This is a genomic window from Streptomyces sp. NPDC087901, assembly GCF_044742205.1.
GTDB lineage: Bacteria > Actinomycetota > Actinomycetes > Streptomycetales > Streptomycetaceae > Streptomyces.
The window spans coordinates 175,180-188,432 of record NZ_JBIUUC010000007.1; the positions used below are offsets into that span (position 1 = coordinate 175,180).

10 protein-coding genes and 1 pseudogene are annotated in these 13,253 nt (G+C 69.9%); 6 read left to right on the forward strand and 5 right to left on the reverse strand.

All coding sequences use genetic code 11. The features are described 5' to 3' along the window. Positions 1–42: 42 nt before the first annotated feature. Entirely contained in the window at positions 43–801 is a 759-nt protein-coding gene (locus ACIOEW_RS22835) for an IclR family transcriptional regulator (RefSeq protein ID WP_401965445.1), read from the reverse strand. 304 nt (positions 802–1,105) lie between these two features. Here ACIOEW_RS22835 and ACIOEW_RS22840 point away from each other — a divergent pair. Then, positions 1,106–2,704 (forward strand): annotated as a pseudogene (locus ACIOEW_RS22840) (class I adenylate-forming enzyme family protein); the annotation flags it as partial. 148 nt (positions 2,705–2,852) lie between these two features. Here the strand turns inward: ACIOEW_RS22840 and ACIOEW_RS22845 are convergent. Beyond that, positions 2,853–4,130, reverse strand: coding sequence for a M6 family metalloprotease domain-containing protein (locus ACIOEW_RS22845; RefSeq protein ID WP_401965446.1), 1,278 nt, complete (start codon positions 4,128–4,130; stop codon positions 2,853–2,855). 423 nt (positions 4,131–4,553) lie between these two features. Between ACIOEW_RS22845 and ACIOEW_RS22850 the strand changes: the two genes are divergently transcribed. Together ACIOEW_RS22850 and ACIOEW_RS22855 are read left to right on the forward strand one after the other, a co-directional pair. Then, positions 4,554–5,216 carry a TetR/AcrR family transcriptional regulator gene (locus ACIOEW_RS22850; protein ID WP_362542400.1) on the forward strand — a complete coding sequence of 221 codons (663 nt, stop codon included), beginning with the start codon at positions 4,554–4,556 and terminating at the stop codon, positions 5,214–5,216. Positions 5,217–5,377: 161 nt separating this feature from the next. Then, positions 5,378–6,910, forward strand: coding sequence for an MFS transporter (locus tag ACIOEW_RS22855; protein ID WP_362542403.1), 1,533 nt, complete (start codon positions 5,378–5,380; stop codon positions 6,908–6,910). Positions 6,911–7,014: 104 nt separating this feature from the next. Here ACIOEW_RS22855 and ACIOEW_RS22860 read toward each other — a convergent pair whose 3' ends face one another. Then, a complete protein-coding gene (locus ACIOEW_RS22860; RefSeq protein WP_362542406.1) occupies positions 7,015–7,527 on the reverse strand; it encodes a MarR family transcriptional regulator in 513 nt (170 codons plus the stop codon). A gap of 134 nt (positions 7,528–7,661) precedes the next feature. Between ACIOEW_RS22860 and ACIOEW_RS22865 the strand changes: the two genes are divergently transcribed. Next, on the forward strand, positions 7,662–8,444 hold the full coding sequence (locus ACIOEW_RS22865) for a dioxygenase (RefSeq protein ID WP_401965451.1): 783 nt from the start codon (positions 7,662–7,664) through the stop codon (positions 8,442–8,444). A gap of 252 nt (positions 8,445–8,696) precedes the next feature. Here the strand turns inward: ACIOEW_RS22865 and ACIOEW_RS22870 are convergent, their stop codons facing one another. Further along, positions 8,697–9,248, reverse strand: a complete 552-nt coding sequence (locus ACIOEW_RS22870) for a GNAT family N-acetyltransferase (RefSeq protein WP_401965454.1) — start codon at positions 9,246–9,248, stop codon at positions 8,697–8,699. 147 nt (positions 9,249–9,395) lie between these two features. Here ACIOEW_RS22870 and ACIOEW_RS22875 point away from each other — a divergent pair, with 147 nt between their 5' ends. Continuing rightward, entirely contained in the window at positions 9,396–10,394 is a 999-nt protein-coding gene (locus ACIOEW_RS22875; protein ID WP_362542415.1) for a sigma-70 family RNA polymerase sigma factor, read from the forward strand. A gap of 219 nt (positions 10,395–10,613) precedes the next feature. Here ACIOEW_RS22875 and ACIOEW_RS22880 read toward each other — a convergent pair whose 3' ends face one another. Further along, entirely contained in the window at positions 10,614–11,594 is a 981-nt protein-coding gene (locus ACIOEW_RS22880; protein WP_362542418.1) for a transcriptional regulator, read from the reverse strand. Between the two features lie 62 nt (positions 11,595–11,656). Here ACIOEW_RS22880 and ACIOEW_RS22885 point away from each other — a divergent pair, with 62 nt between their 5' ends. Next, complete coding sequence (locus ACIOEW_RS22885) at positions 11,657–13,210, forward strand: MFS transporter (protein ID WP_401965458.1); 1,554 nt, start codon at positions 11,657–11,659, stop codon at positions 13,208–13,210. The last annotated feature ends 43 nt before the right edge of the window (positions 13,211–13,253 follow it).

Genomic DNA, 13,253 nt, shown 5'->3' on the forward strand with positions numbered 1-13,253 from the left:
GGGCGCCGGGCAGCCGCTCGGCGCTTGCCGCTTCTTCGGCGGTCAGCCGGTGACGGTGAACGCGAGCGAGGTCAGAGTGCGTTCGCTGCGTGCTTTGAGCTGCTGGGCGGTGCTGTGCAACCGGTGCGCCTCGGCCAGCGGGAGCGAGATCGCGATGGTCGAGGGGATGGCGCCGACGGTGATGGGCACGGCGGCGCAGACCACGCCCATCGCGTACTCCTCGGTCTCCTGCACGGGCTCGCCCCTGCGGGCACGGGCCAGTCTGCTGAGGACGGTTTCGGGCTCCGCCACCGTGTTCCGGGCCAGGGGAAAGGGCGGATGGCGGTCCAGGTGTTTCCGGCGGGAGGCCTCGTCGAGCTGGCCCAGGAGGCACTGGCCGATGGCGTGGGCGTGGGCCGATGCGCCGAAGGGCGCGCTCTCTTCGACCTTCGCGTGGGAGGGCCCGTCCACGGCGTGCGTGAGCCGTATCTCGCCGTCCACGTAGAGCGCGTGGTAGACGGCGGCGTCCAGGTCGTGGGCCACCTCGGTCAGCCAGCGCGAGGGGTCCGAGCCGGCTTCGGCCGGGCGGACGAGGTTGAGCGTGGCGTCCCCGGGCACGTACAGGCCCTGGTCCCGACGCAGGTAGCCCTCGTGCACAAGGGTGCGCAGCAGGTGGTACGTCGTGCTCAGCGGCAGTTGGGCACGGCGGGCCAGTTGCTTCGCTGTGGCACCGTGCGGATGGTCCGCCGCCGCTTCCAGGAGCCGCAGGGCACGCTGCACGGAGCCGATCAGGGTGGGGGAGGCTGCGGGGGGCGGCGGCACGGACGCTCCGGATTGTCGCTCGGTATCGGAGATGGACACCGCGTCCTCGGAAACCTGCGGAAACCTGCGGACACCTGTGCTTGCGCCTCGGTGCGCGTCTTGCGACCACTGCTCACCCCGGGGTTCTTTCGCATTTTGTCCTGGATCGGGCCGTTGAGGGAAGTTGGCCTGTACCTGGAGTCCGCGCGGCTTCGGGTGCGACCGTTCGCGCTGTGACGTGAGTCACTCGTGCTTGATCGGTACTTGAAGGGCGGCCGATCGGGATTGCCGTCAATGTGTTGCGTCATACGGGGCGTGCCGCCCGATGCCGTACTCAGAAAGGTTGTCCGTGCCGCATTCCGATCCGACCCCAGCCGTATCTCCCTCCTCCGGGCCCGCCGCGGCGAAGGGCGACGTACCGGCGGCGGCTCGTGTGCATGCCGCGCTGACGGGTCCCGGCGGTCCGTTCGCTGTCGTGCGGGAGGAGGACGGGCCGCAGGCGGGCTCGCTCGTGTACGCGGACGGGCCCAGGACGCTCCGTGAGTTCGTGGAGACCACATGGGCGTTCGGGGACCAGCCGTTCCTGATCACGGAGGGGCGCAGCTGTTCGTACGGCGAGTTCTTCGCCGCCGCGTCCGCTCTGGCATGCCGGCTGAGTGAGGGGTACGGGCTCCGCCCGGGCGACCGTGCGGTGGTCGCGATGCGCAACCGGCCGGAGTGGCAGATCGCGTTCTGGGCCGCCCAGCTGGCCGGGCTGGTCGCCGTCCCGCTGAACGCCCGGTGGACGGAGGAGGAGTTCACCCACGCGTTCGACGACTGCGGGCCACGGGTGCTGCTGGTCGACGGGGAGCGGCTGCCGCCGGTCGCGGAATGGGCCCGGAGGGCCGGGGTGCGCGTGATCGTCTTCGGCGGTGACGGCGGCGGTGACGGCGGCGATGACGACGGCGGTGACGGTGACGGCGGCGATGACGGCGACAACGGCCACCGCCCCGCTCACGAGGTCCGCGCCGGGGGGCTTGCCGAGGGCGGCAGCCGGTACGCGGAGGGCGTCGAGCGGTACGAGGACCTGCCGGCGCCCGATCCGTTCGCCGCGCCGCCCGAGGTCGAGATCCGGCCCGAGGACGACGCGACGATCATCTACACCCCGGGCATCACCGGCAGGCCCAAGGGTGCCGTCGCCACGCAACTCGCCCAGGCGGGTGCCGCGCGCAACCCGCGCTTCCACGCGGCCGCCTCCGCGCTCGGCCGGGGAGTCATCCCGGGGCAGGGACCCGCGCCCGTCACGCTGCTGACGTTCCCGTTCTCCCACGTGGCCGCCTTCGCGGGCCTCTGTGCCGCGATGTCGGTGGGCGGCGTCGTCGTTCTGATGCGCGAGTGGGACGCGGAGGAGGCGCTGCGGCTGATCCGGGAGCACCACGTCACGCAGTTCTCCGGGGCGCCGACGAGCGCCTTGCAGCTGCTTGCCGCGGCTGCCCGGACGGGAGACGGGCTGGAGAGCCTCCAGGTGCTCGACACCGGTGGGGCCGCGGCACCACGGGACCTGGTCGCGCAGTTGACCGCCCGCTACGGGGAGCGGATCGAGCCGCGCAACGGCTACGGGCTGACCGAGACCGGCGGCGGCGTCATGGTGGACTTCGGCGCCGAGTGCCGGCTCCACCCGGGCAGCGTGGGGCGGCCGACGCCGAGTACCGAGGTGCGGATCGCCGGCCCGGCGGGCGAGGCGCTGCCCGACGGGGAGACCGGCGAGCTGTGGCTCCGTGGGCAGGCACTGTTCCGTGGCTACTGGCAGGACGAGGAGGCCACGGCGCAGGCGTTCACCGGCGGCTGGTTCCGTACCGGAGACCTGGCGGTGGTCCGGGAGGGCCGGGTCGATGCCGTCGACCGGAGCGAGGACATGGCCGGTCGCGGTAGCGAGAACGTGTGCTGAGCCGAGGTCGAGCCGCTGCTGGACCACCACCCCGACCGGGTCACCTGGGCCGCCCGATTACCCGGGCCACCCCGACCGCCCCCACATGGGCGCCGCGATCCTCCGACTCTGCGCCCGTGCCGGCAGCCGCGCGAAGCGCGCGTGGTCAGAGGCGAGTGATGCGTACGCGGTAGTAGCCCTTGGTGTCCTTGTCGAGCACCGAGATGCGGACCCCGTTGGCCCGGTCGGTGAAGGTCTGGCCGGGCTGGAACGGGGCGTCGGAGAGTTCGGCGTGCACATTGGGCAGCCGGGTGCAGCCGCTGCTGTCCCTGGTGCTGTCGGTGACGGACACGGGGCCCTGGCCGGTGTCGACGTCCGAGCTCACCTTGTAGATCAGTACGCCCGGCCGGCACACGTCCTGGTCGTTTCCGGCCTGGGTCCGTACCTCCACCGCGTAGCCGGATTCCGCGGTCAGCGGTACGAACGCCAGCTTCGTGCCGCCGTGGGTGGCCAGCGGTTCCAGGACGTGGTCGCTGGTGCCGGGCTGGGAGGCGCAGCTGATCTGGTTGTTGTCCAGCCAGCCGAGCTTCCATTTGTGCCAGCCCAGCAGGTCGTTGTTGGCGCCCCAGTCCTCCGACATGATGTCCCAGTGCCCGACCGAGCCCCCGCCCTCCATCGTGTAGAGGTCGGGCAGGCCGAAGATATGGCCGTTCTCGTGCGGCAGGACTCGGTAGCCGGTCTGGGGGTACGAGCCCGAGCCGTCGTCCTGGCGGCTGTAGACGAAGGACGTGTTGGAGAGCGGGACGCCGTCCGCGTACGGGGCGTCGTCGTTGCCCGAGAAGGTCACGGACAGCACGGTGTCCAGGGCGGAGGGCCCGGCGTTCGGAGTGACCAGGATGTTGATCAGGTCGTATGCGGTGAAGTCCACCTTCGGGTCGGCGGCGGCGACGATGTCCTGGACGAGGTGGCGGTAGCCCGGTTCGTACGGTGATCCGCGTTCGATCCCGTACCCCGAGAACGGCAGCGGCATCCGCAGCCAGGACTTCACCGGCGCTTCGGGCACATAGGTGAGCCGTCCGTAGGAACTGGTGCGGAACCAGTCCGTGGTCTGGGGGAAGAACTCCGCCAGCCGGTCCATGGCCGGTTCCTTCCCCGGCGCGTCAGGGAAGTCGATCATCAGGTTCAGTGCGTGCACCTGGCCGGTGGAACGGGCGTAGCCCGGCTGCGTGGGCATGCCCTCCGACATCTGTACCCCCATGGTCGCCGATATCCGGCACGGGCCGAGACCGGCCGACCGGGCGGTGGTCAGCGGTCCGGCGGAGGCCCGGCTGGGCAGGGGGAGGGTGCTGCTGGCCGAGGCCAGTGCCGCGATGACCAGGGCCGTTGCCGCGCCGAGGGCTACCGGGTGACGGTGCTTGCGTATCCGGTGGCGGGGCTTCTGCATAGAGGCGCCTTCGGGTCCGCGGCAGTCGGCCGACCCCGACTGCGCTCTGTCGATCAGCCTCGGCCGGGCGGTGCGGCGCCGCGCGTTGGGTGCGCCGATCGGTGGGTTTTTTTCCCAGTCCGAAGAGTGTGACGCGGGTCACAATGGAGTCGGAAATAACCGGGGATCATTTCCCCGTTTGCATCGGTGTCCCTGCGAAACGGGGAAGCGGTCCCCGGTTAACCGGATGGGTCGCCGGAGTTACCAACGCAGGAACGGCACGAGCTCGGGCGGGCACAAGCCCCAGGCAGGTACCCGCCGGAGCAGCAGAACCCGTAGTCGGACGACCGTCCGGAAGATCATCCGGAGGTCATCAAGCCGGAAGACCAGCCGGAAGACCAGCCGGAAGACCAGCCGGAGACCAGGAAGAGAAGGAGCGCCGCCGTGGACACCGTCGCCCGCACCGCAGCCGGAACCGCGCAGCCGCGTACGCCCCGCCCGCGGGCCGACGCGCTGCGCAACCGGGAGCGGATCGTGACGGCCGCGCGCGAGATGTTCGTCGAGTTCGGGCCGGACGTGCCGCTCGACGAGGTCGCCCGCCGCGCGGGCGTCGGCAACGCCACCCTCTACCGGAACTTCCCCGACCGGGCCGCACTGACCCATGAGGTCGTCCTCGCGGTCACCTCCCGAACCACCGACCGTGCCGAGGAGGCCGCGAGGGAGGAGCCCGACGCCTTCGTCGCGCTCAGCCGCTTCGTGCACGCGGCGGCCGACGAACGGATCGGGGCGCTGTGCCCCATGCTGGCCGGCGGCTTCGACAAGGACCATCCCGAACTGCTCGCCGAGCTCCGGCGCCTCGAAGAGGCCGTCGAGGGGCTCGTCGCGCGCGCCATGTCCGTGGGGCGCCTGCGTACCGACATCGCCGTCGGAGACGTACTGGTCGCCCTCTCCCAGCTCACCCGGCCGCTGCCCGGCATCGCCTGCCCGAACATCGACCGGTTCACCCACCGCCACATCCAGCTGTTCCTGGACGGACTGGAGGCCCCGGCCCGGTCCGTACTCCCCGGGACGGCGGCGACCTTGGAGGACCTGCGGCGGCGGACCTGACCAGCGCACCGGGCTCCTGAACCGGACGCCCGGCCGCGTGTCCGCCACGCCTCGACCACCTTCTCCCTGACCAGAGCCCGACCCTCGCTTCCGTTCGGCCCTCACCGAACGCACGGTTAACGACCTCGCGCGCTCTCGCGCGCCCTTAGGTGGCTACTCCCATGTCAAAAACAGCTGATATCCGACTCCCGGACCCCAGTCGCTGGAAGGCGCTGGCGTTCATCGCACTCGCGCAGTTGATGGTCGTGCTCGACGCCACCATCGTGAACATCGCGCTCCCGCACGCCCAGACCGACCTCGGCATCACCGATGCCAACAAGCAGTGGGTCATCACGGCCTACGCCCTCGCCTTCGGCGGACTGCTGCTCTTCGGTGGCCGGATCGCCGACCTCTGGGGCCGTAAGCGCACCTTCGTCGTCGGTCTGATCGGCTTCGCGCTGGCCTCCGCACTCGGCGGCGCTGCGCAGAACCAGGGCATGCTGTTCGGCTCCCGTGCGCTCCAGGGCGTGTTCGGCGCGCTGCTCGCCCCGGCGGCCCTCTCGCTGCTCGCGGTGATGTTCACCGATGCCAAGGAGCGCGCCAAGGCGTTCGGCATCTACGGTGCGATCGCCGGTGGCGGTGGCGCCGTCGGTCTGATCCTCGGCGGTCTGCTCACCCAGACGCTGAACTGGCGCTGGACGTTCTTCGTCAACATCCCGTTCGCGATCGTCGCCGCGGCCGGTGCGTACTTCGTGATCCGCGAGCCGGCCGGCAGCCGTAACCGTTCCTCGCTCGACATCCCCGGCGTCGTCCTGTCCGCGCTGGGTCTGGTCTCGCTGGTGTACGGATTCACCCGCGCCGAGTCCAGCGGCTGGTCGGACTCGCTGACCATCGGGACGTTCGTCGCCTCCGGCGTGCTGCTGCTGGCGTTCGTCCTGACCGAGTCCAAGGTCAAGTCCCCGCTGCTCCCGCTGCGCGTCGTGATGGACCGCAACCGCGGTGGCGTCTACCTCTCGCTGGGTCTGGCCATCATCGCGATGTTCGGCCTGTTCCTGTTCCTCACGTACTACCTGCAGGTCGTCAAGGGCTACTCGCCGATCAGGACCGGCTTCGCCTTCATGCCGATGATCGTGGGCATGATCGCCGGCTCGACGCAGATCGGCGCCCGGCTGATGACGCGGGTCCCGGCCCGCATGCTGATGGCTCCCGGCTTCCTGACCGCCGGTGTCGGCATGCTGCTGCTCACGCAGCTGGAGATCGACTCGTCCTACGCGGCGGTCATCCTGCCGGGGCAGCTCCTGCTGGGTCTCGGCATGGGTACGGCGTTCATGCCCGCCATGTCGCTGGCCACGCACGGCATCGAGCCGCGTGACGCGGGTGTCGCCTCCGCGATGGTCAACACCTCGCAGCAGGTCGGTGGTGCGATCGGTACGGCGCTGCTCAACACCATCGCCGCCTCGGCCGCCACGGCGTACGCCACCTCGCACGCCGCGCTCGGTGCCACCGACCCGGAGCTGCTGAAGCTCCAGTCGATGGTGCACGGCTTCACCGGCGCCATCTGGTGGGCCGTCGGCATCCTGGTGGTGGCCGCCGCGATCGCGGGGACCTTCATCAACGCCGGCCGTCCGTCGGTCACCACGACGTCCGGGGGCACCGGTTCCGGTGACGCCGCGGGTGTCGAGGACGAGTTCAAGGTGCCGGTCGTCGCGCACTGACCGCTCGCGCGCGGCGTGCCGTGACACGGTGTGAAGCGAACTCTGCCCCGGTTCCGTTCGACGGAACCGGGGCAGAGGTGCGTGCTTGCGGGGGCGTGGCGCGGTCAGCGGAGCCAGGGGAGGTCGGCGTCGGTGCCCTCCGGCTGGAGGCCGGTCGCCATGACCTGCATGATCTCGCCGAGCGTGTGCACCTGCTCGGGGGTGAGCCGGTCGAACATCGCCTGACGTACGGCGCTGACGTGGCCCGGGGCCGAGCGGCGGAGCATCTCGTAGCCCTCCTCGGTGAGGACCGCGTTCTGGCCGCGCTTGTCGGACGGACAGTCCTCGCGGCGCACCCAGCCGCTCTTCTCCAGCCGGGCGACGGCGTGCGAGAGGCGGGACCGGGTGATCTTGGCGTCCTTGGCCAGTTCGGTCATCCGCATCTGGTGGCGGGGCGCCTGGGAGAGCTGGACGAGCAGTCCGTAATAGATGTGCGGCATGCCGGCATCGCGCTGCAACTGGCGGTCGAGGTGATCCTCCAGGAGCGTGGTGGCGTGCAGATACGCACGCCAGACGCTCTGTTCTTCTTCGCTGAGCCAGCGCGGCCCACCGGTGGATGCCGTGGTCATGTACTCCACTGTACGACCTTTTCTTGAAAGTTGAACTAGATAGAGCTAAGGTCTCCAAGGGTAGGAACTTGAAGATTAAAGAACTGTTCCTGTTGAAGGCCCCGTAGAAGACTTACCTTGAGCAGCAGTGGATGGGGAGTGTCATGACAGTCACCGCGGAGCGCATGCCCGCCCTCTATCTCTCCCACGGCGCACCGCCGCTGGCCGACGACCCGGTCTGGCCCGGCGAGCTCGCGGCCTGGTCCGCCGGGCTGCCCCGGCCCACCGCCGTCCTCATGGTCTCCGCCCATTGGGAGGAGGCACCGCTCGCGCTCGGCGCCACCGAGATGATCCCGCTGGTCTACGACTTCTGGGGCTTCCCTGAGCACTACTACCAGGTGCGGTACGCCGCGCCGGGTGCCCCGAAGCTGGCCGAGAGCGTCCGGAAGCTGCTGCGTGGCGCCGGTACGCCGGTCCAGGACATCCCGGACCGGGGCCTCGACCACGGGGCCTATGTCCCGCTGGTGGAGATGTTCCCGGCGGCCGACATTCCGGTGCTGCAGATCTCCATGCCCACCCTGGACCCGCAGAAGCTGATGGACATCGGGCGCAAGCTCGCGCCGCTGCGCGACGAGGGCGTCCTGATCGTCGGCAGCGGCTTCTTCACCCACAACCTGGCCGCGCTGCGCCATGCGGGTGGCGGCGTGCCCGGCTGGTCGGCGGAGTTCGACGACTGGGGACACCGCGCGCTCCAGGCGCGGGACATCGACGCGCTGCTGGACTTCGAGCACAAGTCCCCGGCCGGCCGGCTGGCCCATCCGCGCACCGAGCACTTCGCCCCGCTCTTCGTCACGCTCGGGGCCGCGGAGCAGGAGCTCGACCAGGGGCGCAGCGTGATCGAAGGCTTCTGGATGGGTCTGGCCAAGCGCTCGGTGCAGTTCGGCTGAGGCGAAGGGACGGGCCTGCCGCCCCGGGCCGGCCCCGGGGCGGAGACCCGGGGCCGAGGTCAGAACGCCGGCGGGTTCAGCTCGACCGAGCGGAGCGCGGCGGCCCGTGCGGTCGCGTCGCCGGTGTCCAGTGCGGTGTCGGTGAACTTGATGGTGTGGTCGTCGCCGTGGGCTGCCGCCCGCGCGAAGACCTTCTCGGCGGACAGCCTGCCCGGTAACCGGCTGAGGTCCCGGACGGGGCGGGCTGCGGCCCTAGGTCTGCGGCCCCAGGTGTTTCTCGTACCAGGCCACGTCCCAGTACCGGTCGAACTTCCGGCCGACCTCCGAGTACGTACCGATGTGGCGGAAGCCGAAGCGTTCGTGCAGCCGGACCGAGGACTCGTTGGGCTGGGTGATGCCCGCGTACGCGCGACGCAGGTCCTCGCCGGCGAGGGCCTCGAAGAGCGCCGCGTAGAGGAGGGTGCCGATGCCTCGGCCCGTGGCGCCGGGGGAGCAGTAGGCGCTCACCTCGACGGACGTGGAGTACGCCGCCTTGGGGCGGAACGCGCTGCTGGTGGCGTAGCCCAGGATCCGAGGGCCTCCGCTCGGTTCGTCGACATTACGGACATCCTGAGCAACCAGAAGCCGGTGCGGGCCGTCTTCAGGGTGAGAGCGCAACCAGGGGAGGCGCTGCTCGGGAGTGAACGGGGCTGTGTCGAATGTGAGGGCGGTCTCACGTACGTAATGGTTGTAGATGTCCGTGAGAGGCCCCAGATCGCCCTCGTTCCCTGGTCTGACCTGCACTTCTGTGTCCGGCTGTGTCATGTGCCCTCCCTGGTGGCGCGACAGGGTACTGCATGATCTCGAAAATGAATGCCGGTCATGGGAATTCTGTCCGGATTCCAGTCGTTGTTTCCATCGGATGCAGGGCACCCGAAAAGGTGTCGCGACCTACTTAGCAAGGGAGCACGCATGGCAACCCGTGCCGTCGCCCGTCGTTCGTCCGCCACCGGCGGGACCAAGCGGGCAGGCAGTGTTCGCGCCGTGGGCGGGGAGATCGCCGATCGCGACCTGGTCGGCATGTACCTGGACGAGATCGCGCGCACGCCGCTGCTCGATGCCGCCAAGGAGGTCGAGCTGTCGCAGACCCTGGAAGCGGGCGTCTTCGCGCAGCAGGTCCTCGACGGTGCGGTGGAGAGCAAAGCCGGCGGGGCCTCGCGCGAGGAGCTGGAGGCGCTGGTCGCCGAGGGCGAGCGCGCCAAGGACATATTCATCCGTTCCAACCTCCGGCTTGTCGTTGCCGTGGCCCGCCGCTATCCGCGAGCCGGTCTGCCCCTGCTCGACCTGATCCAGGAGGGCAACGCCGGACTGGTGCGCGCGGTCGAGAAGTTCGACTACGCCAAGGGCTTCAAGTTCTCCACGTATGCGACGTGGTGGATCCGGCAGGCCATCACCCGTTCAATAGCCGACCAGTCGCGCACGATCCGGCTCCCCGTCCACCTGGTGGAGGAGCTCGGCCGGATCCGCCGTGTCCAGCGCGAATTCAACCGCGAGAACGGGCGCGACCCGGAGCACTCGGAGATCGCCGCCGAGCTGGACTCGACCACGTCGCGGGTCAGCGACGTCCTGGACTGGGCCCGCGACCCGGTCAGTCTGAACATGTCGGTGGACGACGACGGCGACACGCAGTTCGGTGACCTCCTGGAGGACACCTCCGCCGTTTCGCCCGAGCAGTCCGTGATGACACTGCTGCGCAGCGAGGAGCTGGAGGAGCTGATCGGCAAGCTCGACAACCGCACCGCGTCGATCATCCGTATGCGTTACGGCATCGAGGACGGCCGTGAGCGGACCCTGACCGAGGTGGGCAAGCAGCACGGGCTCACTCGCGAGCGGATCCGCCAGATAGAGAAGCACGCGCTGCTCGAACTGAAGCGAATGGCTCACGACACGGGTTTTGACGCTGCGGCATGAGCTCGCGTCCAGTAACCTCCGAATTGGGCCGCTTCACATCGGTGGCCCCCTAGAGCTGAGTCCCGGCGCCCACCCCCCCCTGGCGCCGGGGCTCATCCTTTTTTCCGGCGCCTGCCGGTGTATCCCGGCTCTTCCCGGCTCTTCCCGGCGTCTTCCGGTGTCTTCCGGCGCGTTTCCGGGTGTCTTTCCCGGCGGTCCTTTCCGGTAGCGCGAAGGGTTCTACGAGGCGGGCGTCGCCCGGGATGCCGCCGCGCGGGTGAGCCGGCTGCCCAGGTCGCTCAGGTACGTCACCAGCTGCGGCGGCTGGTGCGCGGTGAACTCGCAGTCCACCAGTGCGAGGCGCAACGCCACCCATTCCAGTGAGTCGGTCAGCACCGCCCGCAGCCGGCAGCCGTGCTCGCCGGTCTGCTCCAGCGGGCCGATCGAGGCGGGCAGCCGCGATGCCACGAACTCGGCGGGCGCCGCGAAGCTCACGTCGACCGCGAGCTCCGGCTGCCTGCGTGCCATGGAACTGCTGAGGAACTCCGCCGCGTCGCCGGTCGGTAGCTCGCGGGGCGTGAAACGGGCGCCCGTCGGATACGGATCACTCACCCGGTCTACCCGGAAGGTGCGCCAGTCCTCCCGCTCCAGGTCGTACGCGACGAGATACCAGCGCCACCCGGTGCTCACCAGGCGGTACGGCTCCACCTGCCGTCTCGTCTCGGCCCCGTCCCCCGCCCGGTACGCGAACCGCAGCCGCTCCCGGCCGGTGACCGCCGACGCCATCACGGTCAGCGTCTGCGGGTCGATCGTCGAGCCGTCCCCGCGGGCCAGCGGCATCGTCGCGTTCTGCAGGGTGGAGACCCGGTGGCGCAGCCGTGAGGGCAGCACCTGTTCCAGCTTGGCCAGCGCCCGTACGGAGGCCTCGTCGACGCCCTCGATGGCGTGACCGGCCCCGGCCCGCAGCCCCACCGCGATGGCCACCGCCTCCTCGTCGTCCAGAAGGAGCGGCGGCATCGCCGTGCCGGCCACGAGTCGGTAGCCGCCGACCGAGCCGCGTGAGGCCTCGACGGGATAGCCCAGGTCGCGCAGGCGGTCGATGTCGCGGCGGATGGTGCGGGCGCTGACGTCGAGCCGGTCGGCGAGTTCACTGCCCGGCCACTCGCGCGGCGTCTGGAGCAGTGACAGCAAGTTCAGCAGTCGTGCCGGGGTGTCGGTCATGTCACCCAGGATGCCCGCCCATTGGGTCACGACCTGACCTAATGAACGTTTAACTTCCTCATATGACTTCTTCCGCATCCCTGCCGTCGTCGGCGGCCGCCCCCGCGGTGCCCCCGGCCCCGTCGGACCGCCGCCGGTGGTTCGCCCTGGCCATCGTGATGACAGCCGCCTTCATGGACCTGGTCGACGTCACGATCGTCAACATCGCCATCCCGAGCATCAAGGAGGACACCGGCGCCTCCTTCAGCTCGATCCAGTGGATCACCGCCGGGTACGCCCTGGCCTTCGCCGCCGGTCTGATCACCGGTGGCCGGCTCGGTGACATCTACGGTCGCAAGCGGCTCTTCCTGATCGGGATCGGCGGCTTCACCGTGGCCTCCGCGCTCTGCGGATTCGCCGCGAACCCGGAGATGCTGGTCGCCTCCCGCATTCTCCAGGGCGGCACGGCCGCGCTGATGGTGCCGCAGGTGCTGTCGATCGTGCACGCCACCTTCCCGGCCCACGAGCGCGGCAAGGTCTTCGGCCTCTTCGGTGCGATCGTCGGCCTCGGCGCCGTGTCCGGTCCGCTGCTGGGCGCGCTGCTCACCGAGTGGAACATCGCCGGTCTCGAATGGCGTCCGATCTTCCTGATCAACCTGCCGGTCGGCATCGCGGGCCTGATCCTGGGCCGCAAGTTCATCTCCGAGTCCAAGGCTCCGAAGGCGCTCCGCCTCGACATGGTCGGCGTGGTGCTGGTGACGCTGGCGATGCTCATGCTCATCTACCCGCTGACCCGCGGCGAGGAGCTGGGCTGGCCGCTCTGGGGCTACCTGTCGATGGCCGGCAGCATCGTCGTCTTCGCCGGCCTCGTGCTGTTCGAGCGGGCGAAGGCGCGCCGGGACGGCTCGCCGCTGGTCGAGCTGTCGCTGTTCCGGGTCAAGAGCTTCGCCGCGGGCATCGCCGTGCAGCTGACCTTCGGAATCGGCCTCGGGATCTTCTTCCTGGTCTGGACGCTGTACATGCAGGAAGGGCTCGGCTGGAGTGCGCTGCGGGCCGGTACGACCGGCATCCCGTTCTCGGTCTCCGTCTCGTTCGCCGCCGGCATCTCCGTGCAGAAGCTGGTGCCGCGCTTCGGCCGCAAGGTGCTCCAGGCGGGGGCGCTGCTCATGATCGCCGGTCTGTTGCTCTACATCTGGGAGTCCGACCGCTACGGCATGGAGATCACGTCCTGGCAGATGGCACTCCCGCTGGTGGTCATGGGGGCCGGCATGGGGCTGATCGTGGCCCCGCTTGCCGACGCGGTGCTGTCCGAGGTGCCCAAGGAGCACTCCGGATCGGCTTCCGGACTGTTCAACACCGTGCAGCAGATGGGCAATGCGCTGGGTCTGGCTCTGGTCTCGGTCATCTTCTTCGGGGCGATGGGCGACAGGCTGACGCCGCCGGAGATCGGTCCGGCGTTCGCCGACGCCTTCGAGCAGTCGCTGTGGTGGGTCGCGGGCGTGCTCGCGGTGATCTTCCTGGTGATGTTCGCGCTGCCGGCCCGGCCCAAGCAGCACGTGGAGGGCGGCGACGAGAGTGCTGACGAGAGCGGCGACTCCTTCGACGAGCCTGCCAAGGAGCCGGTGCTGACGCACTGAGCCGCCGCGACGCGGAAGCGGAAGACGGAAGAAGCGACGGTGC